General features: G+C 62.2%; 22 protein-coding genes and 1 tRNA gene. 10 read left to right on the top strand and 13 right to left on the bottom strand.

Annotated elements, in window-relative coordinates; all coding sequences use genetic code 11:
* Nucleotides 1–150 precede the first annotated feature (150 nt).
* Both lexA and sulA read left to right on the top strand, forming a co-directional pair.
* Complete coding sequence (gene lexA, locus CKW22_RS20255; RefSeq protein ID WP_033700412.1) at nucleotides 151–759, top strand: transcriptional repressor LexA; 609 nt, start codon at nucleotides 151–153, stop codon at nucleotides 757–759.
* Between the two features lie 13 nt (nucleotides 760–772).
* The gene (gene sulA, locus CKW22_RS20250; protein WP_033700413.1) at nucleotides 773–1,249 is read left to right on the top strand and encodes an SOS-induced cell division inhibitor SulA; all 477 of its coding nucleotides are present in this window, start codon (nucleotides 773–775) and stop codon (nucleotides 1,247–1,249) included.
* Between the two features lie 50 nt (nucleotides 1,250–1,299).
* On the opposite strand, the gene CKW22_RS20245 is transcribed toward sulA, so the two are convergent.
* From CKW22_RS20245 to CKW22_RS20215, 7 genes are all read right to left on the bottom strand, one after another.
* Nucleotides 1,300–1,533, bottom strand: coding sequence for a hypothetical protein (locus CKW22_RS20245; RefSeq protein WP_028632474.1), 234 nt, complete (start codon nucleotides 1,531–1,533; stop codon nucleotides 1,300–1,302).
* A gap of 50 nt (nucleotides 1,534–1,583) precedes the next feature.
* Nucleotides 1,584–2,099: a DUF6586 family protein gene (locus tag CKW22_RS20240; protein ID WP_095064907.1), complete on the bottom strand. Its 516-nt coding sequence runs from the start codon at nucleotides 2,097–2,099 to the stop codon at nucleotides 1,584–1,586.
* A 123-nt stretch (nucleotides 2,100–2,222) separates the two neighbouring features.
* Complete coding sequence (topA, locus tag CKW22_RS20235; protein ID WP_033700418.1) at nucleotides 2,223–4,832, bottom strand: type I DNA topoisomerase; 2,610 nt, start codon at nucleotides 4,830–4,832, stop codon at nucleotides 2,223–2,225.
* A 101-nt stretch (nucleotides 4,833–4,933) separates the two neighbouring features.
* Nucleotides 4,934–5,185 carry a DUF1653 domain-containing protein gene (locus CKW22_RS20230; RefSeq protein ID WP_095064905.1) on the bottom strand — a complete coding sequence of 84 codons (252 nt, stop codon included), beginning with the start codon at nucleotides 5,183–5,185 and terminating at the stop codon, nucleotides 4,934–4,936.
* A gap of 78 nt (nucleotides 5,186–5,263) precedes the next feature.
* The gene (gene fadA, locus CKW22_RS20225; RefSeq protein ID WP_033700424.1) at nucleotides 5,264–6,439 is read right to left on the bottom strand and encodes an acetyl-CoA C-acyltransferase FadA; all 1,176 of its coding nucleotides are present in this window, start codon (nucleotides 6,437–6,439) and stop codon (nucleotides 5,264–5,266) included.
* Nucleotides 6,440–6,473: 34 nt separating this feature from the next.
* Complete coding sequence (gene fadB / locus CKW22_RS20220) at nucleotides 6,474–8,621, bottom strand: fatty acid oxidation complex subunit alpha FadB (RefSeq protein WP_095064903.1); 2,148 nt, start codon at nucleotides 8,619–8,621, stop codon at nucleotides 6,474–6,476.
* Nucleotides 8,622–9,117: 496 nt separating this feature from the next.
* Nucleotides 9,118–9,555: a hypothetical protein gene (locus CKW22_RS20215; protein ID WP_033700427.1), complete on the bottom strand. Its 438-nt coding sequence runs from the start codon at nucleotides 9,553–9,555 to the stop codon at nucleotides 9,118–9,120.
* Between the two features lie 110 nt (nucleotides 9,556–9,665).
* Here CKW22_RS20215 and CKW22_RS20210 point away from each other — a divergent pair, with 110 nt between their 5' ends.
* Complete coding sequence (locus tag CKW22_RS20210) at nucleotides 9,666–10,106, top strand: universal stress protein (RefSeq protein ID WP_033700428.1); 441 nt, start codon at nucleotides 9,666–9,668, stop codon at nucleotides 10,104–10,106.
* A 64-nt stretch (nucleotides 10,107–10,170) separates the two neighbouring features.
* Here CKW22_RS20210 and CKW22_RS20205 read toward each other — a convergent pair whose 3' ends face one another.
* Nucleotides 10,171–12,099, bottom strand: a complete 1,929-nt coding sequence (locus CKW22_RS20205; RefSeq protein ID WP_033700430.1) for an ATP-binding cassette domain-containing protein — start codon at nucleotides 12,097–12,099, stop codon at nucleotides 10,171–10,173.
* Between the two features lie 221 nt (nucleotides 12,100–12,320).
* On the opposite strand from CKW22_RS20205, the gene CKW22_RS20200 reads away from it, so the two are divergent.
* The gene (locus CKW22_RS20200) at nucleotides 12,321–14,249 is read left to right on the top strand and encodes a transglycosylase SLT domain-containing protein (protein WP_047583290.1); all 1,929 of its coding nucleotides are present in this window, start codon (nucleotides 12,321–12,323) and stop codon (nucleotides 14,247–14,249) included.
* Nucleotides 14,250–14,306: 57 nt separating this feature from the next.
* On the opposite strand, the gene CKW22_RS20195 is transcribed toward CKW22_RS20200, so the two are convergent.
* Together CKW22_RS20195 and CKW22_RS20190 are read right to left on the bottom strand one after the other, a co-directional pair.
* Nucleotides 14,307–15,107, bottom strand: coding sequence for an MOSC domain-containing protein (locus tag CKW22_RS20195; RefSeq protein WP_033700433.1), 801 nt, complete (start codon nucleotides 15,105–15,107; stop codon nucleotides 14,307–14,309).
* 55 nt (nucleotides 15,108–15,162) lie between these two features.
* Entirely contained in the window at nucleotides 15,163–16,098 is a 936-nt protein-coding gene (locus CKW22_RS20190) for a chemotaxis protein CheV (protein ID WP_033700434.1), read from the bottom strand.
* Nucleotides 16,099–16,447: 349 nt separating this feature from the next.
* Here CKW22_RS20190 and CKW22_RS20185 point away from each other — a divergent pair, with 349 nt between their 5' ends.
* From CKW22_RS20185 to CKW22_RS20175, 3 genes are all read left to right on the top strand, one after another.
* A complete protein-coding gene (locus CKW22_RS20185; protein WP_095064901.1) occupies nucleotides 16,448–16,948 on the top strand; it encodes a histidine kinase in 501 nt (166 codons plus the stop codon).
* Nucleotides 16,949–17,334: 386 nt separating this feature from the next.
* Nucleotides 17,335–18,231: a sensor histidine kinase gene (locus CKW22_RS20180; RefSeq protein WP_047583288.1), complete on the top strand. Its 897-nt coding sequence runs from the start codon at nucleotides 17,335–17,337 to the stop codon at nucleotides 18,229–18,231.
* The gene (locus tag CKW22_RS20175; RefSeq protein ID WP_033700438.1) at nucleotides 18,221–18,880 is read left to right on the top strand and encodes a response regulator transcription factor; all 660 of its coding nucleotides are present in this window, start codon (nucleotides 18,221–18,223) and stop codon (nucleotides 18,878–18,880) included. The genes CKW22_RS20180 and CKW22_RS20175 overlap by 11 nt, the downstream gene beginning before the upstream one ends.
* Here the strand turns inward: CKW22_RS20175 and yegS are convergent.
* Nucleotides 18,864–19,751, bottom strand: a complete 888-nt coding sequence (gene yegS, locus CKW22_RS20170) for a lipid kinase YegS (RefSeq protein WP_033700440.1) — start codon at nucleotides 19,749–19,751, stop codon at nucleotides 18,864–18,866. The two genes, CKW22_RS20175 and yegS, sit on opposite strands and share 17 nt — an antisense overlap.
* Nucleotides 19,752–20,065: 314 nt before the next feature.
* Here yegS and CKW22_RS20165 point away from each other — a divergent pair, with 314 nt between their 5' ends.
* Nucleotides 20,066–21,313, top strand: a complete 1,248-nt coding sequence (locus CKW22_RS20165) for a glycosyltransferase family 4 protein (protein ID WP_047583285.1) — start codon at nucleotides 20,066–20,068, stop codon at nucleotides 21,311–21,313.
* On the opposite strand, the gene glp is transcribed toward CKW22_RS20165, so the two are convergent.
* Together glp and moaB are read right to left on the bottom strand one after the other, a co-directional pair.
* Nucleotides 21,302–22,528, bottom strand: coding sequence for a gephyrin-like molybdotransferase Glp (gene glp / locus CKW22_RS20160; RefSeq protein ID WP_077068561.1), 1,227 nt, complete (start codon nucleotides 22,526–22,528; stop codon nucleotides 21,302–21,304). The genes CKW22_RS20165 and glp overlap by 12 nt on opposite strands.
* On the bottom strand, nucleotides 22,512–23,051 hold the full coding sequence (gene moaB / locus CKW22_RS20155) for a molybdenum cofactor biosynthesis protein B (protein ID WP_033700442.1): 540 nt from the start codon (nucleotides 23,049–23,051) through the stop codon (nucleotides 22,512–22,514). Before moaB ends, glp begins: the two co-directional genes overlap by 17 nt.
* A gap of 194 nt (nucleotides 23,052–23,245) precedes the next feature.
* On the opposite strand from moaB, the gene CKW22_RS20150 reads away from it, so the two are divergent.
* Nucleotides 23,246–23,467: a YgdI/YgdR family lipoprotein gene (locus CKW22_RS20150; RefSeq protein WP_027596642.1), complete on the top strand. Its 222-nt coding sequence runs from the start codon at nucleotides 23,246–23,248 to the stop codon at nucleotides 23,465–23,467.
* Nucleotides 23,468–23,548: 81 nt separating this feature from the next.
* Nucleotides 23,549–23,625, top strand: a tRNA-Pro gene (locus CKW22_RS20145).
* Nucleotides 23,626–23,727: the final 102 nt, after the last annotated feature.

Below are 23,727 nucleotides of genomic sequence, written 5' to 3'. Positions count from 1 at the left end.
GACCGGGCGGTCGCCATTTAAAAGCGCCCCTTTACACGCTGCAAGCGACAAGTTGGCCCGCGCGGCACTTTTTGTTGCTGCTTGGCGCTTGCAGCTCATCCAGTACTGTATATAATCCCAGTCACTGTATAAAAAGACAGAGCGCTCACCATGTTGAAACTGACGCCACGCCAAGCCGAAATTCTCGCGTTCATCAAACGTTGCCTTGAAGACAACGGTTTCCCTCCGACGCGCGCTGAAATCGCTCAGGAGCTGGGCTTCAAATCGCCCAACGCCGCCGAAGAGCACCTCAAGGCCCTTGCCCGCAAAGGCGCCATCGAGATGACCCCGGGCGCATCCCGCGGCATCCGTATCCCGGGCCTTGAAACCAAGGCCGAAGAGAACGGCCTGCCGATCATTGGCCGGGTCGCAGCCGGCGCACCGATCCTCGCCGAGCAGCACATCGAGCAATCTTGCAACATCAACCCGAGCTTCTTCCACCCTCACGCCGACTATCTGCTTCGCGTACACGGCATGAGCATGAAGGATGTCGGCATCTTCGACGGCGACCTGCTGGCAGTGCACACCTGCCGCGAAGCCCGCAATGGCCAGATCGTCGTCGCCCGCATCGGTGACGAGGTGACCGTCAAGCGCTTCAAGCGCGAAGGCACCAAGGTCTGGCTGCTTGCCGAAAACCCCGAATTCGCCCCCATCGAAGTCGACCTGAAAGAACAGGAACTGGTGATCGAGGGCTTGAGCGTCGGCGTCATACGCCGCTGATCCAGGAGGCGCCATGCAGCAGTTCATTCACGCACCCGAGCAAGCCCAGTTGCCACTGTTCGAAGCATTTCTAGCCCAGCCCATCCTGCCCGGCCTGAAAGCCAGTGAGCAGGCGCGCAAGATCAGCCAGCCCGATCTGTTCAGCGAGCTGTCGCTGCGCGGCGCTGCCGGGCACTGCCAGAGCCTGTTGGCCCCGGTGCTGCGCGAACTGAGCGAAGAGGACGATGCCCGCTGGTTGACCCTGATCGCCCCACCCGCAAGCCTGACCCAGGCCTGGTTGCGCGATGCCGGCCTCAACCGCGAACGCATCCTGCTGCTGCACCCTCGTGGCAATCAGAGCCCACTGCAACTCACTTGCGAAGCGCTGCGCCTGGGCCGCAGCCACACCGTGGTCAGCTGGCTTGGCAGCGTCAATGCCAGCGCGCGTCAACTGCTGCTTCGCTCAGCCAGTGCCGGAAACGCACAAAGCCTGAACATCCGCCTCGGCTGATGTTCAGGCTTTGCCTGTCACTCAGAAACCGCTGATACCCTGCACGCCGATCAATGCAGAACGCGAGGGCCTTCTTCGCGTTCGAGCTCGCCGTCCATCAGGCGACCTGCCATCTGCACGCCCACACTGAGCATGGCCTTGGCCACTTCCACATGCTGACCCTGCAGGAACACCTTGGCGTCTTCCGAGAAATCCAGGGTTACCAGAGAGCCCTCATCCTCCGCACGACGCAGTTCGATCCGGCCATCAGGCAACTCGACAATTTCCAGAAAAGACGTAGACATAAAAGGCTGTTCTCCACGAAAGGCCAGCATTGTACCAGCCGCAGCGGCTATCAGCACTCACTCAACGCGTCACGGAAACGTCTCACCAAGCTTTTGAGGTTGCTGCGCCAGCTTTCCAATTCTTCACGCGACAGCGCGGGTTGCTCGGGCTCATCGAGATTGACGGCCTGGATCAACGGCTGGGTGACATCGGTTTTAGGCGTTTTTTTCGCGACCGGTGGTCGGAACAGATCGGCATAAGCACTGAGCATTTGCGCCAGCCAGGTTTCCCGCTGGCGGGACAATTCCAGCAGCTCGGCCACCTCCGGGATAGCAATCTCATTGAAAGCATCGCCAGCCAGCAGCTGCTCGACATTAGCCCCTGCCGGCAAGCGGTAGAAACCGCCGATCTCATGGCACAGCCCCAGCAGAGCACCGTACAGGTGGAACAGTGCCGATTCGCGTTCGGCCTGGACCAGGCCCGGGGCGTTCATTGCCTGGCCCTGTTCGGCCTTGGCCATGGACTCGAGTGCGAGGCCTGCGAAGAACAGCTTCTGATTGGTGCGGGTGTAGAGTTCCTGGGCCATTTCAATGCCCTCCCCTGAGATGCAGAACGATTGCAGCCAGTTTCCGGCAAGCCCTGCCCGGCCGCAAGCTGAATGTCCCTGAAATGACTGGGGGCCGCAAAGCGGCCCCCAGTTCAACGCCAATCAGCGTTTGTCTTCAACCTTCCACGCATTACCGTCGTAGAACGCCTTCCAGCCGGTCGGCTTGCCATCGACCTCGGACTGCACATACTGCTCCTTGGTCTTGCGGCTGTAGCGAATTACCGCTGGACGCCCTTCCGGGTCTTTCTGCGGTGCATCGCAGAGGAAGTGGTACTTCGGATCGATCTCATGCTTGTGCGGGACGATCTCCAACACCAGTGGTGCACGTGTCTCGCGGTTTTTCGGGAACTGACTGGCCGCCAGGAACAACCCCGAAGCACCGTCACGCAACACGTAGGTGTCATCGACCTTCTCGCACTTGAGCTCCGGCATGTCCACCTTGTCCATCTTCGGTGGCGCCGCCTCACCGCTCTTGAGCAGCTTACGGGTGTTCTTGCACGCAGGGTTGGTGCAACCGAAGAACTTGCCGAAGCGGCCGGTCTTGAGCTGCATCTCGCTGCCACACTTGTCGCACTCCAGGCTCGGCCCTTCATAGCCCTTGATGCGGTAGCTACCCTCTTCGATCTCGTAGCCCACACAGTCCGGGTTGTTACCGCAGATGTGCAGCTTGTGCTTCTCGTCCAGCAGGTAAGCGTCCATCGCCGTGGCGCAGATCGGGCAGCGGTGCTTGCCCAAGAGAACACGGGATTCCGACTCGCCTTCATCGTCCGCTGCAATTTCGTCACCCGGCACCAGGTTGACGGTTGCCTTGCAACGCTCCTTGGGCGGCAGGGTGTAGCCCGAGCAGCCAAGGAACACGCCCGTCGAGGCGGTGCGAATCATCATTGGGCGACCACATTCCTTGCAGGCAATGTTGGTCATGGTCGGCTGGTTGGCACGCATGCCGTTTTCGGCCGACTCGGCTGTCTGCAGTTTTTTGCTGAAGTCGCCGTAGAACTCGTCGAGCACGTTCTTCCAGTCACGCTCGCCCTGGGCCACGTCGTCGAGGTTTTCTTCCATGCCGGCGGTGAAGCCATAGTCCATCAGGTTGGCGAAGCTCTCGGACAGGCGCTCGGTGACGATGTCGCCCATCTTCTCGGAGTAGAAGCGGCGGTTGTGCAGGGTCACATAGCCACGGTCCTGGATGGTCGAGATGATCGCGGCGTAGGTCGACGGGCGGCCGATGCCGCGCTTTTCCATTTCCTTGACCAGGCTCGCTTCGGTGAACCGCGCCGGTGGCTTGGTGAAGTGCTGGCTCGGGTCGATCTGGATCAGCTTGAGCGCTTCACCCTGGACCATCTCCGGCAGTACGTCGTCTTCGCCAGGCTTGCTCTGTTGCGGCAGCACACGGGTGTAACCGTCGAACTTGAGGATACGGCCCTTGGCACGCAGCTCGAAGTCGCCAGCGGCTACAGTGACGCTGGTGGACAGGTACTGCGCCGGCGGCATCTGGCAGGCCAGGAACTGGCGCCAGATCAACTCGTACAGGCGCTCTGCGTCGCGCTCCATGCCACTGAGCTTGGTCGGGTGGGTGTTGACGTCGGAAGGACGAATCGCTTCGTGCGCCTCCTGAGCCCCTTCCTTGCTGCTATACACCAGCGGGTTTTCCGGCAGGTACTGCTTGCCGAACTCGCGCTCGATGTAGCCACGCGCCATGTCCAGGGCATCAGCCGACAGGTTGGTCGAGTCGGTACGCATGTAAGTGATGTAGCCGGCTTCGTACAGACGCTGGGCCATCATCATGGTTTTCTTCACCCCGAAGCCCAGGCGGTTGCTCGCCGCCTGCTGCAAGGTGGAGGTAATGAACGGCGCCGACGGCTTGCTGCTGGTCGGGCGGTCTTCACGCTTGACCACGCTGTAGCTGGAAGCCTTGAGCTTCTCCAGTGCAGCCATGGTCTGTGCTTCATTCAGCGGCTTGAAAGCCTCGCCCTTCTCGCGCGCCACTTCGAAACGCACCTTGGCGTTCTTGGCGGTGCCGAGGTCGGCGTGGATCTCCCAGTACTCTTCGGGGATGAAGGCGCGGATCTCGCGTTCGCGCTCGACCACCAGCTTCACCGCTACCGACTGGACCCGGCCGGCCGACAAGCCACGGGCAATCTTGGCCCACAACAGCGGCGAAACCATGTAGCCCACCACGCGATCGAGGAAGCGTCGCGCCTGCTGGGCATTGACGCGGTCGATGTCCAGCTCGCCCGGTTGCGAGAAGGCCTCCTGGATGGCCTTCTTGGTAATTTCGTTGAACACCACGCGCTTGTAGCGGCTGTCGTCACCACCGATGGCTTCGCGCAGGTGCCATGCGATGGCCTCCCCTTCGCGGTCCAAGTCGGTTGCGAGATAGATGGTGTCGGCGTCCTTGGCCAGGCGGCGCAGTTCTTCGATCACCTTTTCCTTGCCAGGCAGGATCTCGTACTTGGCCTTCCAGCCGTGATCGGGGTCGACACCCATGCGCGCCACCAGTTGGCGGCGTGCCTTTTCTTTCGGCGAAAGGGCCGGCGCCTCACCCGCAGCCTTGCCACGCTTGGCGGCCGGCTCTTTGCTAGCGCTGGCCGAACCGCTGGTGGGGAGGTCTCGGATATGGCCGATACTCGACTTCACCACGTACTGGTTGCCCAGGTACTTGTTGATGGTCTTGGCCTTGGCCGGGGATTCCACAATGACCAGCGATTTGCCCATGGATCGGAGTATTCCTGAATCTGAAAGATGAAAAACGCGTCAGGTGCCAGACGCGGCACCGCTATATATAGTGGCAAAAGAGTGAGGTCAAGCGCGGTCGTTCACACGTGCGACTTGCCAAGCAACCCTGGCAGCCCCTCTTCGGCCTTGATCAAAGCAAAGCGTGGCACCTGCTCGCCGTCAACCTCGACGGACTCCTGGAACATCGAAAGGGGGCGTACCCAGAACCCGTAATCACCATACAGGCATTGGTAGAACACCATCCACTCTTCGCTCTCGGAGTGCTGCGCAACACTGAAGACACGGTACTCAGGCCCCTTGTAGTGCCGGTATACGCCTGGCTGTATCTGCATGCTACTCACCCTCTTGAACAAATCTTGTAAAAAACAAAAACCGGGGCACATGGCCCCGGCTGCTGTCCCGCAACGCGATCAGACGCGTTCGAAGACAGTGGTGATGCCCTGGCCGAGGCCGACGCACATGGTAGCGACCCCCAGAGTACCGCCATTCTGCTTCATGACGTTGAGCAGGGTGCCGGAAATCCGTGCCCCAGAGCAACCGAACGGGTGGCCCAAAGCAATGGCGCCGCCGTGCAGGTTAACCTTCTCATCCATCTTGTCGAGCACTTTCAAATCTTTGAGCACTGGCAGGGCCTGTGCAGCGAAGGCTTCGTTGAGCTCGATGAAGTCGATATCGGCCATGGTCAGGCCGGCGCGCTTGAGGGCTTTCTGGGTCGCCGGCACCGGGCCGTAGCCCATGATCGCCGGGTCGACACCGGCCACGGCCATCGAGCGAAGCACCGCCAATGGCTGGATACCCAGGTCCATGGCACGCTGGCCAGACATGACGATCATGCACGAAGCGCCGTCGGTAATCTGCGACGAAGTACCGGCGGTAACGGTGCCACCTTTGGGGTTGAACGCAGGCTTGAGCGACGCCAGCCCTTCGAGCGTGGTTTCCGGGCGAATGGTCTCGTCGAAATCGAAGACCTTCAGGAAGCCGTTCTCGTCATAGCCCTGCATCGGGATGATCTCGTCCTTGAACTTGCCTTCGACCGTCGCCTTGTGGGCGAGCTGGTGCGAACGCAGGCCGAACAGATCTTGCTGTTCGCGGCTGATGCCATGCATTTTGCCGAGCATCTCTGCCGTCAGGCCCATCATTCCGGAAGCCTTGGCGGCATGCAAGGACAGGTGCGGGTTGGGGTCGACGCCATGCATCATGCTGACGTGGCCCATGTGCTCGACACCCCCGACCACGAACACATCGCCATTGCCAGTCATGATTGCCTGGGCGGCGGTGTGCAACGCACTCATCGATGACCCGCACAGACGGCTGACGGTCTGCGCCGCCGACGTATGCGGGATCGGGGTCATCAGCGAGGCCATGCGGGCGACGTTCCAGCCCTGCTCCAGGGTCTGGTTGACGCAGCCCCAGATCACATCCTCGACCTCTTTAGGGTCGACCTTGCCGTTGCGTTCCAGCAGCTTGGTGATCAGGTGCGCGGACATGTCTTCGGCGCGCGTGTTGCGGTGCATGCCACCCTTGGAGCGGCCCATTGGTGTGCGACCGAAGTCGACAATCACCACGTCTCTTGGATTGAGGCTCATATCAAATCTCTCGCTCTACTCTTGCGTTGGCCGCTCAGTTGAAGAAACGCTGGCCGCTCTTGGCCATTTCGCGCAGCTTCGCGGTCGGGTGGTACAGCGGCCCCAGGTCGGCGTACTGATCGGCCAGGGCGACGAATTCGGCGACACCAATCGAGTCGATGTAGCGCAGCGCACCACCGCGGAACGGAGGGAAGCCGATGCCGTAGACCAGACCCATGTCAGCTTCGGCGGCGGTCTCGACAATGCCGTCTTCCAGGCAGCGCACGGTCTCCAGGCACAGCGGGACCATCATCCAGTTGATGATGTCGTCGTCGCTGACTTCACGTTGCTCGAACACGATCGGCTTGAGCACGTCGAGCACGGCGGCATCGAACACCTTCTTCGGCTTGCCGCGTTTGTCGGTCTCGTAGGCGTAGAAGCCTTTGCCGTTCTTCTGGCCCAGGCGGTTGGCCTCGTACAGGGCGTCTACCGCCGAGCGGCGCTCGTCTTTCATGCGGTCCGGGAAGCCCTCGGCCATGACGTCGCGGCCATGGTGGCCGGTGTCGATGCCGACCACGTCCATCAGGTATGCAGGGCCCATGGGCCAGCCGAAGCGCTCCATGACCTTGTCGATGCGCACGAAGTCGACCCCTGCACTGACCAGCTTGGCGAAGCCGCCGAAGTACGGGAACAGCACGCGGTTGACCAAAAAGCCCGGGCAGTCGTTGACCACGATCGGGTTCTTGCCCATCTTCTTGGCGTAGGCCACGGTGGTGGCAACCGCCACATCACTGGACTTCTCGCCACGAATCACTTCGACCAGCGGCATCATGTGCACCGGGTTGAAGAAGTGCATGCCGACGAAGTTCTCGGGGCGCTTGAGCGCCTGGGCCAGCAGGTTGATGGAGATGGTCGAGGTGTTGGACGCGAGGATGGCATCCTCTTTCACCTGGCCTTCGACTTCTGCCAGCACAGCTTGCTTGACCTTAGGGTTCTCGACCACGGCCTCGACGACGATATCGACGTTGGCGAAATCACCGTAGGACAGGGTCGGACGGATGGCATTGAGTGCTTCAGCCATCTTCGCCGGGGTCAGGCGGCCCTTCTCGACGCGATTGCCCAGCAGCTTGGAGGCTTCATTCAAGCCCAGCTGGATGGCGTCCTCGCGGATGTCCTTCATCAGAATCGGCGTGCCCTTGACCGCCGACTGGTAGGCGATACCGCCACCCATGATGCCGGCGCCGAGCACGGCAGCCTGCTTCACGTCATGGGCGATTTCGTCATGGGCCTTGGCCTTGCGCTTGAGCTCCTGGTCATTCAGGAACAGGCCGATCAGGCTCTCGGCAACCGAGGTCTTGGCCAGCTTGGCAAAGCCAGCGGCCTCGATTTCCAGGGCCTTGTCACGGCCGAAGTTGGCGGCTTTCTGAATGCTCTTGATCGCTTCGACCGGCGCTGGGTAGTTCGGCCCAGCCTGGCCGGCGACGAAGCCCTTGGCCGTCTCGAACGCCATCATCTGCTCGATGGCATTGAGCTTGAGTTTTTCCAGTTTCGGCTGGCGCTTGGCCTTGTAGTCCAGCTCGCCACTGATGGCGCGCTTGATCAGGTCAAGGGCACCAGCCTGCAGCAGCTCCGGGGCGACCACGGCATCGACGGCGCCTACTTTCAGGGCGTCTTCGGCGCGGTTTTCCTTGCCGGCCGCAATCCACTCGACAGCGTTGTCCGAGCCGATCAGGCGTGGCAGGCGCACAGTACCGCCAAAGCCTGGGTAGATACCCAGTTTGACTTCAGGCAGGCCAATCTTGGCGCTGCTGGACATGACCCGGTAGTCTGCCGCCAGGCACATTTCCAGGCCGCCGCCCAGGGCGATGCCGTTGATGGCGGCTACGGTCGGCACTTCGAGGTCTTCGAAGGCGTTGAAGATGCGGTTGGCTTCCAGGTTGCCAGCGACCAGTTCGGCCTCGGGCAGCTTGAAGTTGTCGACGAACTCGGTGATGTCGGCGCCGACGATGAACACGTCCTTGCCACTGCTGACGATTACGCCTTTGACCGAAGCGTCGGCCTTGATGGCATCGACGGCTTGGCGAAGCTCGTTCAGGGTCAGGCGGTTGAATTTGTTGACGGACTCACCCTTGAGGTCGAACTTGAGTTCGACGATGCCACTTTCAAGAGCCTTAACCGTGATGGCTTTACCTTCGTAAATCATCAACTGATCTCCACGATATGGAAGCTAACTGTACACGCCGGTCGCTGCTGCCCAGGCAGGCCATGTGGCCCTGCCCCAGGCACACCCGTCAGCGCGCTAGTCGGGACTATGAACGAGCCGTGTGACATACAAACGCTCAATTCATACGCCCGTTTGATTTGGGTGTGCACACATTCTCCGAAAAGATCAGCGTTGTCAAATGCTCACGCACAGAGCGAAAACACGACTTTCCGGTCATTTTGTAGCGTCTGGGTACAAAGCATGACGTCAGTGATCACGGGGCATTCATGTCAGCGATTGACCACGAGGAGGAGGGAGTGACCCTGCGAGGGGAAGATTTTTCCGGCATTTCACTGGCAGCCGACTACACTGCCAATGGCTTCAAGCATTCCCGGCCTGCCTGGCCTTTTCTGCGCAGCAGAACGCAAAGCGGCGACTTGGCACCCCACCCCTTCAGGGGCTCTGCCAAGCCGCCGCTTTGTCGTTAAGCCATGTGTCAGGCGAGTGTTTCGAAGACCTGGGCAATATCCTGCAATACAGATTTATCGCCCCGTTCGGTCCAGTACAAGGCGATCATGCGCGGGTCGGCTTCGACCTTGTAGACGCTGGCGGGCAAGCGCGCAAAGGCCTCGGCAAGGCGCGGGTCCTCACACGGCTCGCGCCACTGGTTCCACCACACGCCCGGCGTGACCTGCCAGTAACAGAAGCTGTCCTCACGCCCCCGGCGCCGTGCGCGATGGTACTGCGGGCAGGGGCTTGGCGGCTCCTTTTCCAGCCAGTGCGGCCACTGCTGGGGCGCCAGCTGCATGGCCAGCCCCATGCGCCGCGCTTCCAGGCGCAGGTTCATCTGCTCGCTCTGCTTGCGCGACGTGCGCAACCAGGAAAGCGGGCTGAGAATCAGCGCAAGGATTGACACCACCAGCAATACCGTCATATCAGTAGACCCCATAAAGCGTTGCAAATGAGCTGGTTAGCCATTTTTCACGGAAGACCCGCCCGAAAGCGACCATACTTCTTCTATCGCGATTGTCAGGAGTACCGCTCATGTCCTACGAACATCTTCTGGTTGCCGTCGACCTGACCGAGGAATGCGACCCGGTGATCAAGCGTGCCATGGCGCTGGCAGCGCCGTACAACGCCAAGGTCTCGCTGGTGCACATCGTCGAACCCATGGCCATGGCTTTTGGCGGTGACGTCCCCATGGACCTGTCGCAACTGCAGCAACAGCAGTTCGACCAGGCCAAAGAGCGCATGGACCGCCTGTTCAACAAGTACCCGGACATCCAGCGCGGCGATTCGCACCTGACCTACGGCCAGCCACGCCAGGAAATCCACCAACTGGCCAAGGACCAGAAGTGCGACCTGATCGTCGTGGGCAGCCACGGCCGGCATGGCCTGGCGTTGCTGCTGGGCTCCACCGCCAACGATGTACTGCACGGCGCACCCTGCGATGTGCTGGCAGTGCGCTTGCTGAAGAAGGAATGAGTTGACCTGTGCCAGCTTCTTCGCGGGTTTACCCGCGAAGAAGCCAGTGCAGATCAAAAGCTGATCACCCTTCCAGCTCGGCCCAGCGCTCTACCAGCACATCCAGCTCTGCCTGCAACTGCTCGATCTTGGCCAGCACCGCGGTGGTCTCTTCGATCGACCGCTGATAGAAACCTGGTGCATTGACCTCTTCCTGGGCCGCCGCCATGCGCTGTTCGACCTCGTCGATTTGCCCAGGCAGCATCTCCAGCTCACGCTGCAGCTTGTAGCTGAGCTTCTTCTTCGAGGCATCGGCAGCAGCCGCCACCGGCGCCGGTGCCGCTTGCACTTCCTGCTTCTCAACCACTGCGCTGTTGAGTTCGGACTTGCCGCCTTTGCTCTCGGTTACCCCCAGCAGCTTGGGCGAACCGCCCTGACGGATCCAGTCCTCATAGCCGCCGACATACTCGCGTACCTTGCCCCCACCTTCGAACACCAGGGTGCTGGTGACGACGTTGTCGAGGAAGGCCCGGTCGTGGCTGACCATCAGCACCGTGCCCTTGTAGTTGGCCAGCACCTCTTCCAGCAGTTCGAGGGTTTCCACGTCCAGGTCGTTGGTCGGTTCGTCGAGCACCAGCAGGTTGGCCGGCTTGCTGAACAGCTTGGCCAGCAGCAAACGTGCACGCTCGCCACCCGACAGCGCCTTGACCGGGGTCCGGGCACGCTGGGGGCTGAACAGGAAGTCGCCCAGGTAGCTCAGCACGTGGCGGTTCTGGCCATCGATCTCGATGAAGTCACGGCCTTCGGCCAGGTTGTCGATCACGGTTTTTTCCAGATCGAGCTGATGACGCATCTGGTCGAAATACGCCACTTCCAGCTTGGTGCCACGCTCGACCTTGCCCGAGGTAGGCTCCAGGTCGCCGAGCATCAGCTTGAGCAAGGTGGTCTTGCCGGTACCGTTGGCACCCAGCAGGCCAATGCGATCCTGGCGCTGCAGGACCATGGAGAAGTCCTTGACCAGCATCGGGCCTTCGGCATGGGCGAAGCTGACGTTCTCCAGCACCATGACCTGCTTGCCGGACTTGTCGGCCGCTTCGATCTGGATGTTCGCCTTGCCCTGACGCTCACGGCGCTCGCCGCGTTCGACGCGCAAGGCCTTGAGGGCACGCACACGCCCTTCGTTGCGGGTACGGCGGGCCTTGATGCCCTGGCGGATCCACACTTCTTCCTGGGCCAGGCGCTTGTCGAACAGCGCGTTGGCGGTTTCTTCCGCGGCCAGCGCGGCTTCCTTGTGCACCAGGAAGCTGGCGTAGTCGCCGTTCCAGTCGATCAGGCCACCGCGGTCCAGTTCGAGGATGCGGGTCGCGAGGTTTTGCAGGAAGGAGCGGTCGTGGGTAATGAACAGCACCGCACCATTGAACCCGCGCAGCGCCTCTTCAAGCCAGGCGATCGCACCGATGTCCAGGTGGTTGGTCGGTTCATCGAGCAGCAGCAGGTCAGGCTCGGACACCAGCGCCTGGGCCAGCAGCACACGGCGGCGCCAGCCACCGGACAGCTCGGCCAGGGTCTTGTCGGCGGGCAGTTGCAGGCGGCTCAGGGTGCTATCCACCACTTGCTGCAGGCGCCAGCCGTCACGGGCTTCGAGTTCGTGCTGAACGTGCATGAGTTTTTCCAGGTCTTCGTCGCCCTGGATGTTCTGGCTCAGGTGGTGGAACTCGGCCAGCAGCGCACCCACGCCGTCAAGGCCCTCGGCCACCACATCGAACACGCTGCGCTCGTCGGCCAGCGGCAACTCTTGCGGCAGCTCGCCGATTTTCAGGCCCGGGGCGCGCCAGATCTCACCGTCGTCGCCCTTCTGTTCGCCCTTGACCAGGCGCATCATGCTCGACTTGCCGGTGCCGTTGCGGCCGATGATGCACACCCGCTCACCACGAGCGATCTGCCAGGACACTTTGTCCAGCAGCGGCATGGCGCCGAATGCGAGGGACACATCGCTGAATTTGAGCAGGGTCATATTGGTCTCCAGAAATCGGGCGCGCATTCTACCTGACTTGGGGCCCGAGGGCATTAAGTTGACCACCCTGCGAGGGCTTTACGACATCTGGTCGAACTTAATGTCTTGATACAAGCACTGTGCTTTCATCTGCCGCCGGCAAACGGCTAAGCTAAGGCCATAGCTTCCAACAGTGCTGGCTTCGCCGTCACTTCCCCATGGTTCAACTGCCCGGACGTATCATGCGCAGCCGCCTGTTACAGATTGCATCCTGCCTGCTGCTTACCGCCGCCACCGCCAGCGCGGCGCAGGCCCTCGACCTCACTCAACAACGCCAGTACTACGACGAGGCCAAGCGCGCCCTGGCCAAGGGCGACAAAGGCCCTTACCTGCGCTATGCCCAACAGTTGCGCGACTACCCGCTGACGCCTTACCTCACGTACGACGAGCTGACCGCGCGCCTGAAAAGCGCCAGCAACGAGGAGATCGAAGGGTTCCTGGCCAAGCATGGCGACCTGCCCCAGTCCAACTGGATGAAACTGCGCTGGTTGCGCTGGCTGGCCGAGCGCGGCGAATGGAATACTTTCGTCAAGTACTACGACCCCAAACTCAATTTCACCGAACTGGACTGCCTCAACGGCCAGTACCAGTTGAGCCACGGCCTGCGCGCCGAAGGGTATGCCACGGCCGACAAGCTGTGGAACGTCGGCAAGTCGCAACCGGCGGCCTGTGACACCCTGTTCGGCATGTGGGCCGCCGAAGGCCAACTGACCGAGGCCAAGCGCTGGAACCGCGCCAAACTGGCGGCACAGGCACGCAACTACGGCCTGGCCAACAACCTGGTCAAGACCTTGACCACCCTCGGCCCACAAGGGCGTCTGCTGATCGACGTGGCGCAAAAGCCCGAGCTGCTCAACCAGCCATCGCGCTTCAGCCCGGTCAACGAAGCCATGTCCGACGTGGTAAGCCTCGGCCTGCGACGCCTGGCCCGGCAGGACCCGGAGCGGGCCATGGGGCTGCTCGACGACTACGCCCAGCGCATGCACTTCTCGCGCGATGAAAAAGTCGCCATCGCCCGCGAAATCGGCCTGACCCTGGCGCGCCGTTACGACCCTCGCGCGCTCGACCTGATGACCCGCTACGACCCCGAGCTGCGTGACAACACCGTCAGCGAATGGCGCCTGCGCCTGCTGCTGCGCCTGGGCCGCTGGGAGGATGCCTACGAGCTGACCAAACGCCTGCCCCAGGACCTGGCCAGCAGTAGCCGCTGGAAGTACTGGCAAGCCCGCAGCCTTGAGCTGGCCCAGCCGAACAACCCGCAGGTCACCCTGCTGTACAAGACCGTGGCGCGCGAGCGTGATTTCTATGGGTTCCTTGCAGCCGACCGGGCGCAGACCCCCTACCAGTTGAACAACAAGCCACTGGTACTGAGCCCGCAACTGGTCAGCAAGGTGCGCAACACCCCGGGCATCCAGCGCGCGCTGGAATTCCATGCCCGCGGGCAGATCGTCGATGGGCGCCGCGAGTGGTACCACGTCAGCCGCCACTTCAACCGCGACGAGATGGTCGCCCAGGCACGCCTGGCCTACGACCTGCGCTGGTACTTCCCGGCCATCCGCACCATCAGCCAGGCGAAGTACTGGGATGACCTGGATATCCGCTTCCCGATGGCCCACCGCGACACCCTGGTGCGCGAGGCCAAGGTCCGTGGGCTGCATTCGAGCTGGGTGTTTGCCATCACCCGCCAGGAAAGCGCCTTCATGGAAGATGCACGCTCCAGCGTGGGCGCCAGCGGCCTCATGCAACTGATGCCGGCCACCGCCAAGGAAACCGCGCGCAAGTTCAGCATCCCGCTGGCCTCGCCTGCGCAGGTGTTCAACCCGGACAAGAACATCCAGTTGGGGGCCGCGTACCTGAGCCAGGTACACAGCCAGTTCAATGGCAACCGGGTACTGGCTTCTGCGGCCTATAACGCAGGCCCCGGACGAGTACGCCAGTGGCTCAAGGGCGCCAAGCATTTGAGCTTCGATGTCTGGGTCGAATCGATACCCTTCGATGAGACACGTCAGTATGTGCAGAACGTGCTGTCGTATTCGGTGATCTACGGGCAGAAGCTCAACTCGCCGCAGCCGCTGGTGGATTGGCACGAGCGGTACTTCGACGATATGTAGCTGCGTCGGGGTCGTGTAGGGGCCGCTGCGCGGCCCTTTCGCAACGGAAGGCCGCGCCTACAAGACCTCGACTTCCATACCTACTTCAAGTACGCCACTGCCATCCACGGCTAGGTTCTGGCCGAACAACACATCCCCCTCCTTCTCGCGGAACGTCTTGAGCGTAGTCATCGGCTCGCGGTCTGCGCTGCGCTCGCCGGTCAACGGGTCGATCGTGGTGAAAATGCAACGCACACTGGGCTTGAGCACTCGAAACTCCAGCGCGCCGATGCGAATCCGCTTCCAGCCATCCTCGGCAAACGGCTCTGCACCCTGCACCACCAGATTCGGCCTGAACCGCAGCATCTCCATCGGCCGGCCAATGCGCCGGTTCAATTCGTCCAACGAACCCTGGCCGATCAACAGCAGCGGAAAACCATCCGGAAACGCCGCACGGTCACTGTTGAGGCCATAACCATTGGGCAGATAACGCGCCCGCTGTTCCGGGCAATAGACGAGCCGCACGTCCTTGCCAAGCAGCGCCGACAGCCACAGCGCTGCCGCATCGCCGGCATCCGGTACCCGCAGGGTGTCACGCCAGAGGGTCACCCCCCGCAGGTCGTCGTCTGCAAGCGGTACGGGCACGCGAAGTGGCGCCTGCCCTGGGGCCTCCAGCAACAACTGCCCGGCAGCATCGTAGCTCGCCCTGAGCTGGCCGAGCTGTGGCCAGGCACGTTGGGTGAGAAAGCGGCCATTGTCTGCCTCCACCACCATCCAGCGACGGTCACCCAACAACCCCAATTGGCCAACCGGTGACGCCTGCAGGCTTTGCGCCCGCCCCGACTTCACCGGGTACCGATACAACTCACTCAGAAACATCCCTGCCGCCTCGCGTCATTCAAAACGCCAAGCTTATACCCCGCAGGGCCCGGTATCACGCAGTAGCGGAATCCAGCAGCAGCCGCTGCTTGACCACCTCGACCAGACGATCCGGCTGGAACTTGGACAAGAAGTTGTCACAGCCAACCTTCTTGACCATGGACTCGTTGAAACTGCCCGACAACGAGGTGTGCAGCACCACGTAGAGCTGACGCAGGCGGGCATCGCTGCGGATCTCGGTGGTCAACCGGTAGCCGTCCATCTCCGGCATTTCGGCATCGGTGAACACCATCAGCAGCTTCTCGCAAACATCCTCACCGGCATCGGCCCAGCTCTTGAGCAGGCGCAAGGCTTTCAGACCATCGCTGGCCACGTGCAACTTCATGCCCAGTTGCGACAGGGTGTCGCGCAACTGCGCCAGGGCTACGCTGGAGTCGTCCACCAGCAGCACTTCACGCCCTCTGGCGCGGGCCAGCACCGGGTCGGCGAGGCGTTCGCCGGAGACCTTGGCGTTGTAGGGCACGATCTCAGCCAGCACCTTCTCCACATCGATCACTTCGACCAGTTGCTCGTCGACTTTGGTGATGGCGGTGAGGTAATGCTGGCGCCCGGCACTGGTAGGCGGCGGCATGATCGCTTCCCAGTTCATGTTGACGATGCGGTCCACGCCACCCACCAGGAAGGCCTGCACCGAGCGGTTGTATTCCGTCACGATGATGGTGCTGTCCGGCCCAGGCTGCAGTGGGCGCATGCCAATCGCCTGGGACAGGTCGATCACCGGCAAGGTCTGCCCACGCAGGTTGACCACCCCGCAGACGAAGGCATGGCGCTGCGGCATCAGCGTCAGCTTGGGCAGTTGCAGCACCTCCTGCACCTTGAACACGTTGATCGCGAACAGCTGCCGACCTGCCAGGCGAAACATCAGAATTTCCAGGCGGTTCTCACCCACCAATTGCGTGCGTTGGTCTACCGTGTCGAGAATGCCAGCCATTGGAAGCCCCCAGGCTTGAGTCGAAAAGTTGAGTTCTTCACCCTGTATCGGCGGATTCACGCACACCTTGACCCTTGCTGGAAAATGCCGCCGAGGCAATTGATATCACTTTACCATCATGCTTTACTGCGGGCACTTCACGGTGGCTGTCTGCCGCTTTGCACCTTGTTGCACCCTAGCCGCACATCAGGGAAACCCTTAGTGGCAATCGGGTGCAACCTGATGTTCGCGATATCCATTAGCCATTAATGTGACACCATTCTCATTGCATGAATGGAGTCAGGCTTTTGCTTGCTATCGTATCGCCGTGTCCGCCCCTTGCTGCAGCTCCAAGCGCTGGAGCGTCCTGATGGACAGTGCCTTATCGTTTGAAGCTGCCCTGCAGGAGTTTCTGCTGGATGCGCATGTCTTGCTGACTCAGTCCCAGGAGTGCCTGCAGCACCTGGAGCTGATCGACAACGATGCAGATGCCTGCAAGTGCCTGAACACCGCCCTCGACACCCTGGCCCGCCGTGCCAGCCGCCTGCAATTGGTTGAGGTTGCCCACTACACCACCGTATTGCAGCAACTGCTGGCACCCGCCTGCGAGCAGCAACGCCTGGTGCGTGGGGCCTTGCCGGCGACGGATGCCTGCCTGACTCTGCTGGCCTGGCAACTGGAGCTGACAGACCCCAGCACCGGGCAGCTGAACCTTGATAGCGGTGAACAGGTCACGCTGCTTACTGAATTGGCCAGTGTTTTGGAACAACCGCGACCGCAAACGTGTGCCTCGTGCGAAGAACAGGGCAGCCACTGCCTTCACCCCCACGCAGACGCTACCCCCGACACGCGCCCTCGCGCTGCGCATTAACTCACCCGAAGAGCAACTAAGGGCCTTGTTCAAGCCCACGATGGTCTAACTTGGAAGTTCCCCCAAGTGTCGGCCGCAATACCGCTGGCATTAACCCGCTAGTTGCTCTGAAAGTGATTGCCAGCCGAATAACGGATGGCATTTTGCTACTTGCGCTAATCGGACGGACGTCCCGGAATACCCCGTAAACCATGAGGTTTCAAAGCGTTGCCCAGCAGCGACCAACGCCACGCGAAGTGTTACCATGCTCGCCAGCGAATGCCTGCAGTCTGTAACAAGGCTGATTGAGGACGTGACCCGGCAAAACTTCGAAAGTAATGCGCCAGAGCCTCTAGCAAGACGTGTGCAAGGCCTCCATCAGCAACACTTCAGTGGCTTCTCTATTTATGTTCCCACGCTTGAAGACTCCCCTGCGCTGCTGCTCCCGTACTGCGCTGCTGCGCTGGACGACGATAGTATTGTGCGTGGCCTCGGTGGTCGCCAACCTGCTGCTGTACATGGCCGGCAAACCGATGCCAGCCAGCCTGTTGCTGCTGCACGCTGCGGCGATGCTCGGCGTGGGCCTGCAGGTAAGCCTGGGGGCAGGGTCGATCCGCCTGCACCCGGCAGAACTGGCCAAGCGCATGCTCAAGGTTCAAGAAGGCGAGCGCCAGCAGCTGAGCCGCGAACTGCATGACGACATCGGCCAACTGCTCACCGCCGCCAAGCTTCAGTTGCAATGGCTGCAACGGCGGGTGCCCGATGAACTGCACAGCCACTGCGATACCCTGCGCACCACGCTCGACGACGCCCTTGGCAACGTGCGCGATGTTTCCGCCTTGCTCAACCCGCGGCAACTGGCCAGCCTTGGGCTCGAAGCCAGCCTTCGCGCGCACCTGCTGCGCACGCTGGAAAACACCGACGTGCACTGGAGCCTGGCATGCAACCAGCGCCTCAGGGGCATTGACGAAGCCGTCGCGATGGCAGTGTTTCGCATCACCCAGGAGGCCGTGACCAACATGCTGCGCCATGCCCAGGCGCGCAACCTGTCGATCCGCCTGCAACGCAGCCCCGCCGGGCTTGCCTTGAAGATCGAGGACGATGGTCGCGGTTTTCTCCCCGCCAGGCACCCGGCCGCGTCGGGCCAGCGTGGCCTGGCTGGCATGCAGGAACGCGTGACAGCCTTGCAAGGCCGCCTGCAGATCACCAGCCAGCCGGGCCTTGGCACGCAGATCGAAGCCCTGTTCCCGTGGCCGCCGCGCACCCGGGAACGCGCCAGGACCTTGACCGCCCATGACCTGTAAATTGCTGCTGGTCGACGACCACTCACTGATACGCGCCGGGGTGCGCGCGCTGGTCTCCGACATCCCTGGCTACTGCGTGGTCGGTGAGGCCGACGACGGCAATCTGTTACTTGAGCAGGTGCGCACGCTGGCACCCGATATCGTTTTGCTGGACATCTCCATGCGCTCGACCAGCGGCCTGGATGCCCTGACCCAACTCAGCGCCAGCGGCAGCACCTGCAAGGTGCTGATCCTGTCGATGCACACCGACCCGGACCTGATCATGCGCGCCCTGGAAAGCGGCGCCCATGGCTACCTGCTCAAGGACACCAGCGCCACCGAACTGGAGCAGGCCCTGTGCGCCCTGCGCAACGGCGAGCGCTACCTCAGCCCGGCAATCGCGCACACGGTCATCAACCAGGCATTGCTGCACACTCAGCATCGCAAGCAACCGAGCGGCGAGCGCCACACCCTGACTGCCCGCCAACTGGAAATCCTGCGCCTGATCGTGCGGGGCAAATCGACCCGGGAGATCGCCAGCGGCCTGGGGCTTTCGATAAAAACCGTGGAAACCCACCGCTCGCAGATCATGAAACGCCTGCAGATTCACGATGTGGCAGGCCTGGTGCTATACGCGGTGCGCGAAAAAATCATCAGCCTGGACGACTGAGCAACGGCGACCCGGCCGGCAAGTGCAGGCGCAGCGCCGCTGGCCTTGCCTCGAAGCGCAGGCTGTCGGCCTGCAACGGCTCGCCATCGAGGTTGATGTCCAGGCCCTGCGAGCTCTTGATTTCAACCCACGGCAACCTGGCCCGCACAAACAACCCATCGCCGGCCACCAGGTCGCGCAATGCCCCCACCACCTCCTGCGGCGCCGGCAAGATGGCGATGTCGAGCAGGCCATCGTCAGCCAGCGCATCCGGGCACAGTACCTGGCCACCGCCGGCCTGCCGGCCATTGCCGATACCCAGTGCCAGCACGTCACCTTGCCAGTGAAAATCCGGGCCCTGCAGCTCTACCGACGCCGCCTGCAACTCGCTGAAACGCGACAACCCCGTGAACAGATAGGCAGCAGCGCCCAGGACCTTTTTCAGGTCCTCGGAGGTGTTGGCCGTGACCTGGCTGCCGAAGCCACCGGTGGCCATATTGAGAAACAACTGATCACCGACCTGCCCCAGGTCGATTGGTTGCGCCGGGTTGTTCAGCAGCGCCAGCGCCTCTGCCGGCTCCAAGGGCACCCCCGCAGCCTTGGCAAAATCATTGGCGGTGCCCAGCGGCATCAGCGCCAGGCTGGCGTCGGTCGCCGCCAGGCCCATGGCCTCTGCCACATCGCGCAAGGTGCCGTCACCGCCCCCGGCGACGATATGGCTGTAGCCGGCTGCCAGTGCCTCGGCCACCAGACGCTGGGCATCCCCGGCCTCCCAGGTTACCCGCACATCCAGCACCCAGCCGGTCTCGCGCATCGCCAGAACGGCACTGCGCAGCGCTTCGTTCATCGCCTGCTTGCCGTGCAGGATCATCATTGCCTTGCGCCCTTGCATCGCGCTTCTCCGAGAAAAATGACCAACCCTGATCTCGACCACTGACGCACACTGATCGTTGCATACCGAACACAATAAACAATGGATTTCAGCCATTTTCCACACACCCGCCAATGCCCGGCTATGCTCAGAAAACGCACAGTTGACAAGTATTTGACCCAAGCGCTCAAAATCACCCCGCGAGTCAGCATATTGACTCGGTCAACCTTGGGCCCCTATTTCCGATAGCCATGGACGCGCCCCGGCAGCAGTGATCAGCTGACTGCCGATGGGCGCGTCTTTTCATCCGCGATCTGTTGCGAGGATTCCGGGACATGCGCATTCTCTGGACACTGCCCTACCTGCCTTGGCCGACCACCAGCGGCAGCAAGACCCGGCAATACCACCTGATGCGCGCACTCGCCCAGCGTGGCCACCGGATCACCCTGCTGGTGCAGTCCAAGATCCCCTTGAGCGACGCTGCCCGCGAAGCCCTCGAGCCCTTGCTCGAACGCTTGATCGTAATGCCCAGGCGTGCCCTGCACAGCCCGCTCAACCTGCTGGCATCACCGATCATCGACTACCCCATGCGGGCGATCATCAATGGCCTGGCGCCCTGCCTCAGGCACCGCTTCGAGCAATTGCTGGACGAGCCCTGGGACGTCATCCAGATCGAGCACAGCTACAGCTTCCAACCGTTCGAGAAGGCCCTGCAGGCCCGCGGCCTGCCCTACATGCTCAGCGAACACACCTTGGAATCGGTCATGGGCGGCGCTCGCCATGACCGCCTGCCGCTGTGGCTGCGCCCACTCAACGCATTTGATCGCTGGCGCTATCGGCGCTGGGAGCAACGGGTACTGCGCCAACCCACTGAAGTGGTGGCCGTCAGCAGCCATGACGCCGAGCTGATCGCCCAGATCAGCGGCCGCCCGGTGAACGTGGTGGTCAGTGGCGTGGACTGCGACTTCTATCAGCAGGTGCAACCCTCGCTGCACAGCCAGCGCCTGCTGTTTGTCGGCAACTTCGAATATGGCTCCAACCTGGAGGCCATCGAATGGGCGCTGGAAGAGATCATGCCGCAGGTGTGGATGAGCAACCCAGCAGTGCGCCTGGCCATTGCCGGCCATGCGCTGCCCGCCAGCTGGAGGCTGCACTGGAACGACCCACGCATCGAATGGGTCGGTTATCGCCCCGACCTGCGCGAGCTGCAGCGCCGCTCGGCACTGTTCTTCGCCCCCCTGCTTTATGCCGGGGGCTCCAAGGCCAAGGTGCTCGAAGCGATGGCTGCCGGGCTGCCGGTGATCACCACCAGCAAGGGTGTTTCAGGGCTGGCCGTGAACAACGCTGAGCATTACCTGGGCAGCGACGATGGCGACCAACTGGCGCTGCTGATCACCCAGTTGCTCAACCAGCCGTGGCGCATGGCGCAGTTGAGCGAAGCCGGCCGGCAATTCGCCCGCCAGCGTCACGACTGGAGTGTCGCGGCGCAGCAACTGGAAAACGTGCACATGCGCCTGCACCAGGCACAGCCCACCGACGCTACGCAATTGGTGGGAGGCTGGCTCGGTCGTTCAGCCAAGTAGCTCGCTGAACGGGATAAACGGCACGCTGTCACCCAGCTTGGGCGTGCTGCCTTCGCGCACCTCCACCAAGCCTTCGGCCCAGGCCGCACTGCGCAGCACCCCAGAGCTCTGGTTCTTGTAGATGTGCACCTGGCCATGCTCGATGCGGGCGCGCAGGTACTCGCGCCGCATGCCTGGCTTGGGCCAGTCGAAGCCTGCCGGCATGTCGAAACGCAGCGGCGTGACATCGGCCACACCCTGGCGCCGCAACAGGTACGGCCGCGTCAGCAGGCCAAAGGTGACCAGCGTGGAAGCCGGGTTACCCGGCAGGCCGATCACCGGCACACCGCGAAAATGGCCGAAGGTCAGTGGCTTGCCCGGCTTGATAGCCAGCTTCCACAAGGCCAGTTCGCCGGCCTCACGCAAAGCGGCCCCCAGGTAATCGGCCTCGCCAACAGAGACACCGCCGGTGGACAGGATCAGGTCAACATCGCCCAGTGCCCCCAGGCATTCACGGGTACGCGCCAGGTCATCAGGCAGAATACCCGCATCCCGAACCTCGCACCCCAAACGCTGCAACCAGCTGACCAACAGGCGACGGTTGCTGTTGTAGATCTGCCCTGGTCCCAAGGGCTGGCCAGGCTCGATCAGCTCGTCACCGGTAGACAGCACGGCCACGCGCACCTTGCGCACCACGTCCAGGCGGGCCTGGCCGAGGGTTGCAGCCAAGCCCAGCTCGATCGGCCCCAGGCGCGTACCGGCGCTCATCACCTGCTCGCCCTGACGCGTTTCCTGGCCTTGTGGGCGGATGTTCTGGTCGGTTTTCAATGGTTCGAGGAAGCGTACCCGACCGTCGTCAGTCACGTCGGCGTTTTCCTGCATCTCGACACAGTCAGCGCCGGCCGGCACCGGTGCGCCGGTGAAGATGCGCGCACACGTACCTGGCTGCAGGGGCTGCGGGGCATGGCCGGCAAAGATACGCTGACTGACCGGCAAGGGCTCGCCCTGCCAGTCCGCCAGGCGCAGGGCGTAGCCATCCATGGCGCTGTTCGGCCAAGGCGGCAGGTCGAGAGACGCCACCAGGTCGCTGGCCAGCACTCGCCCCTCGGCTTCGGCCAACGGCACGTTTTCGGTTTCCCGGATCGGCGCGGCCTCTGCCAGCGCAAGCAACCGCGCCAAGGCGTCTTCCACCGGCATCAGCGGCCGGGCCTGATTGACCTCAGCCACGGCTTTCACAGGCCGCTGCCTGCTTCAGGTGTGGCACGAAATTGCACGGGCGATGGCGGGCATCGAGCTGCTCGGCGAGGATGCCGTCCCAGCCGGTGCGCACTGCATTGGTCGAGCCCGGCAGGCAGCACACCAGCGTGCCATTGGCCAGGCCTGCCAGCGCGCGCGACTGTACGGTAGAGGTGCCGATATCGGCCACGGAGATCTGCCGGAACAGCTCACCGAAACCGTCCACCTGCTTGTCCAGCAGGCAGGCCACGGCCTCGGGCGTGCTGTCGCGGCCGGTGAAACCGGTGCCGCCAGTAACCAATACCACCTGCACGCCTTCCTCGGCGATCCAGGTCGCGACCTGGGCGCGAATCTTGTACAGGTCATCCTTGAGCAACACCCGCGCCGCCAGTTGATGACCAGCCGCAGTCAGGCGGTCGACGAACAGTTGGCCGGAGGTGTCGGTGTCGAAGGTACGCGTGTCGCTGACCGTCAGCACGGCGATGTTCAGCGGCACGAAGGGGGTATCTGCCTTGGCTTTCATGGGTGTCCGTCACAAGAAGATGGGATGGCGCATTTATAACACAGCACACCCCCGACACAGCGGCGCGCCCCTGTGCCCTTGCCCTTGCCCTTGGTCAATACTCAGGTTTTGCCGCTATGCTGCACTGTAAAGGAACTTGCGCGGACGCCCTGCGTCATAACTGTCATCTAGCACCATCGCACTGGAGAAACACGATGATTCAACGGACCCTTCCCGCCTTTCTGCTTGCCCTGGGCCTGGGCGCCCTCGCTGGCTGCGCATCGCCAACCGTCATTACCCTGAACGATGGTCGCGAGATCCAGGCAGTGGACACCCCTTCGTTCGACGAGGACTCGGGCTTCTACGAATTCGAGCAACTTGATGGCAAGCGTACGCGCCTGAACAAAGACCAGATCCGTACCGTCAAAGAGCTGTGATCTGGCTTCCCTTTTTGGCAAACGCCCTTTTAACAACAAGGGCTTGCGTGCAAAAAAGGGATGCAGTAGGATTTCGTTCATCGGAGTGTAGCGCAGCCAGGTAGCGCGTCTCGTTCGGGACGAGAAGGCCGCAGGTTCGAATCCTGTCTCTCCGACCAGCTCCTTGTTTCAGCCAGTTTCAATCTGCGCCAGAAACGCCCTACAAAGCCCGCCCCGTGCGGGCTTTGTCGTTTCACGCTGTACCATACTGTATCGCCCCA

Origin of the sequence: Pseudomonas sp. Irchel s3f19 (assembly GCF_900187555.1) — a bacterium.
Taxonomy (GTDB): Bacteria; Pseudomonadota; Gammaproteobacteria; order Pseudomonadales; family Pseudomonadaceae; genus Aquipseudomonas; species Aquipseudomonas capeferrum.
Note: the sequence above shows the minus strand (reverse complement) of the source record. Positions and strands in the feature narration are given on the sequence as shown.

Excerpts from the sequence above, each read along its gene's own strand:
- lexA (WP_033700412.1), top strand. The coding sequence starts at position 151 with ATGTTGAAACTGACGCCACGCCAAGCCGAAATTCTCGCGTTCATCAAA.
- sulA (WP_033700413.1), top strand. The coding sequence starts at position 773 with ATGCAGCAGTTCATTCACGCACCCGAGCAAGCCCAGTTGCCACTGTTC.
- CKW22_RS20245 (WP_028632474.1), bottom strand. The coding sequence starts at position 1,533 with ATGTCTACGTCTTTTCTGGAAATTGTCGAGTTGCCTGATGGCCGGATC.
- CKW22_RS20240 (WP_095064907.1), bottom strand. The coding sequence starts at position 2,099 with ATGGCCCAGGAACTCTACACCCGCACCAATCAGAAGCTGTTCTTCGCA.
- topA (WP_033700418.1), bottom strand. The coding sequence starts at position 4,832 with ATGGGCAAATCGCTGGTCATTGTGGAATCCCCGGCCAAGGCCAAGACC.
- CKW22_RS20230 (WP_095064905.1), bottom strand. The coding sequence starts at position 5,185 with ATGCAGATACAGCCAGGCGTATACCGGCACTACAAGGGGCCTGAGTAC.
- fadA (WP_033700424.1), bottom strand. The coding sequence starts at position 6,439 with ATGAGCCTCAATCCAAGAGACGTGGTGATTGTCGACTTCGGTCGCACA.
- fadB (WP_095064903.1), bottom strand. The coding sequence starts at position 8,621 with ATGATTTACGAAGGTAAAGCCATCACGGTTAAGGCTCTTGAAAGTGGC.
- CKW22_RS20215 (WP_033700427.1), bottom strand. The coding sequence starts at position 9,555 with ATGACGGTATTGCTGGTGGTGTCAATCCTTGCGCTGATTCTCAGCCCG.
- CKW22_RS20210 (WP_033700428.1), top strand. The coding sequence starts at position 9,666 with ATGTCCTACGAACATCTTCTGGTTGCCGTCGACCTGACCGAGGAATGC.
- CKW22_RS20205 (WP_033700430.1), bottom strand. The coding sequence starts at position 12,099 with ATGACCCTGCTCAAATTCAGCGATGTGTCCCTCGCATTCGGCGCCATG.
- CKW22_RS20200 (WP_047583290.1), top strand. The coding sequence starts at position 12,321 with ATGCGCAGCCGCCTGTTACAGATTGCATCCTGCCTGCTGCTTACCGCC.
- CKW22_RS20195 (WP_033700433.1), bottom strand. The coding sequence starts at position 15,107 with ATGTTTCTGAGTGAGTTGTATCGGTACCCGGTGAAGTCGGGGCGGGCG.
- CKW22_RS20190 (WP_033700434.1), bottom strand. The coding sequence starts at position 16,098 with ATGGCTGGCATTCTCGACACGGTAGACCAACGCACGCAATTGGTGGGT.
- CKW22_RS20185 (WP_095064901.1), top strand. The coding sequence starts at position 16,448 with ATGGACAGTGCCTTATCGTTTGAAGCTGCCCTGCAGGAGTTTCTGCTG.
- CKW22_RS20180 (WP_047583288.1), top strand. The coding sequence starts at position 17,335 with ATGTTCCCACGCTTGAAGACTCCCCTGCGCTGCTGCTCCCGTACTGCG.
- CKW22_RS20175 (WP_033700438.1), top strand. The coding sequence starts at position 18,221 with ATGACCTGTAAATTGCTGCTGGTCGACGACCACTCACTGATACGCGCC.
- yegS (WP_033700440.1), bottom strand. The coding sequence starts at position 19,751 with ATGCAAGGGCGCAAGGCAATGATGATCCTGCACGGCAAGCAGGCGATG.
- CKW22_RS20165 (WP_047583285.1), top strand. The coding sequence starts at position 20,066 with ATGCGCATTCTCTGGACACTGCCCTACCTGCCTTGGCCGACCACCAGC.
- moaB (WP_033700442.1), bottom strand. The coding sequence starts at position 23,051 with ATGAAAGCCAAGGCAGATACCCCCTTCGTGCCGCTGAACATCGCCGTG.
- CKW22_RS20150 (WP_027596642.1), top strand. The coding sequence starts at position 23,246 with ATGATTCAACGGACCCTTCCCGCCTTTCTGCTTGCCCTGGGCCTGGGC.